Annotated in this window: 2 protein-coding genes; both read left to right on the top strand. The window is 67.6% G+C overall.

Going from position 1 to position 2,028, the window contains the following annotated elements:
• Positions 1–1,498 (top strand): CRISPR-associated endonuclease Cas1 (gene cas1 / locus VF202_11250; GenBank protein HEX7040685.1); only part of this gene is annotated, 1,498 nt, incomplete at its 5' end.
• Positions 1,495–1,800, top strand: a complete 306-nt coding sequence (cas2, locus tag VF202_11245) for a CRISPR-associated endonuclease Cas2 (GenBank protein ID HEX7040684.1) — start codon at positions 1,495–1,497, stop codon at positions 1,798–1,800. The genes cas1 and cas2, both read left to right, overlap by 4 nt.
• The last annotated feature ends 228 nt before the right edge of the window (positions 1,801–2,028 follow it).

The following is a 2,028-nucleotide window of genomic DNA, read 5'->3' as shown; positions in this document are numbered from 1 at the left end:
GACCGACACGATGCAGATGGCGAGCGGAACGTCCGACCACTCCCGGGTGCACGACCCTTCCACGGCTCGGGGTAGCGAGCTGCGAGCCATAGACGTCGGTCACCCCGAGTGGGGCGTGGTCGGGCGGATCGACGCAGCCGAGGTCACCGACGCCGGCGTGGTGGTGCGCGAGTACAAGGCGAGCCCGGTCCGCCGTGAGCCGGAGGTCACGTACCCGATGCGTGTGCAGCTCGCCCTGCAGGCAGCCTGCCTCGCCCAGAGCGGCTACGAGGTCGCGGGAACCGAGGTGTACTTCACGACCCACAACAGGCGTGTGCCCGTGGAACTCACGCCAGAGCTCTTCGCGGCTGCCGAGGAGGCGGTGGCCGAGACACGCCGGGTCGTGAGCGCCGCTCAGGCGCCGCCTCCACTCGAGGACGACCCGAGGTGCAGCCGCTGTTCCCACATCGGCGTTTGCCTGCCCGACGAGCGGCAGCTCGGACCTATCACTCGCAAGGTGCGCGTTCTGGACCCCGACACGCAGGTCGTCCACCTGTCGACGTTCGGTGCGAGGGCCGGGATCAGCGCCGGGCGCATCAGGGTCACCAAGGCCGGCGAGACCATCGGAGACGTGCCGATCGAGAGAGTCCTCGCCCTGCAGGTTCACGGCAACGTCGACGTCTCGGCGGCCCTGCTCAGGGAGCTACTGTGGCGCGGACTGACCGTGGTGTGGTGTACCGGTGCGGGCCGAGTGGTGGGTTGGGCAAGCTCCGCCTCCTCACCCAACGGGCTCACGCGCGTGGCCCAGCACGTGGCCTCGGCCGAAGGGCGACTGGCTCTGGCCCGCGAGATGCTGGCCGCCAAGGTGGCCAACCAGGCGACGCAGGCGCGAAGGTCGTTGGGCAACGTGCCCGAGGTCGCCACGCTGAGGTCCCTCAGCGGACGCCTGCTGGAGAGCGCTACCTGGCAGGACGCCTTGGGGCTAGAAGGGGAAGCGGCCAGCATCTACTTCGAGCTGTTCCCTCGACTGCTCGTGAGGGACGCCGCGGCCTGGGCCTGGTCGGGACGGAGCGGCCGCCCGGCGAGAGACCCGGTGAACGCCCTGCTCAACTACGCCTACGGGATGCTTCTCTCCGACTGCATCCGCGCCGTGGTCAGCTGCGGCCTCGACCCGCACGCCGGTTTCATCCACAGCAGCAACCGCAACAAGCCGGCGCTCGCCCTCGACCTCATGGAGGAGTTCCGCGCGCCGGTGGCGGACTCGGTCGTGATAAACGCCATCAACAACGGTGAGGTGAAGCCCGACGACTTCGACGACCGCCTCGGCTCGGTGCGGCTCAAGGACCGTGCGCGCAAGGCGCTGATCGCCGGCTACGAGCGGCGTGTGCAGACTGAGTTCAAGCACCCGCTGTTCGGCTACCAGGTCACGTGGCGCCGTGCCATGGAGGTGCAGGCGCGGCAGGTCTTGGGGTACCTGGACGGGTCGCAGCCGCGGTACGTGGGGGTCCGAGTGAGGTGAACCACGACCACAAGCGGCTCTACGTGATCGCGTACGACATCCCGGACGACAGGCGTCGCACGAAGGTCGCGAACACGTTAGAGAGCTACGGCGAACGGCTCCAGTACAGCGTCTTCGTGGTATCGACCACGCCAGCCAAGCTGATCCGCTTGAAGGACACGCTGGCGAGCCAGGTCGTGAGCAAGGAGGACTGCATCGCCTTCTTCGACCTGGGGATCCACGTGGACAAGCGCGTGAAGCGACTGATCAGCTTCGTGGGCATACAACGCGAGATCTCCCCCGCTCAGGTGGTGATCATCTAGCCTCGAACCTGGCCCGCGAGACCTCCGACGCGCTAAGAACGCCGGGCAGGTCTCGCGGGCACTTCTCGCAGTAGTCACCGAAGGCATTGGCACAGACGAGCCGTCGGCGCGTCATGGCGCCCTCGCCGCGAAGCGGACCCCTCGCGACGCTCCGAGATAAACTCGTTGCTACAGGCACTCTCGGGGGGCCAGTAGCTACCTTCGTTGAGGTAGCACTTCATTGAGGAG

The sequence above is a fragment of the Trueperaceae bacterium genome, assembly GCA_036381035.1.
Classification (GTDB): domain Bacteria; phylum Deinococcota; class Deinococci; order Deinococcales; family Trueperaceae; genus DASRWD01.
This window is presented reverse-complemented; position numbering and strand designations above follow the sequence as displayed.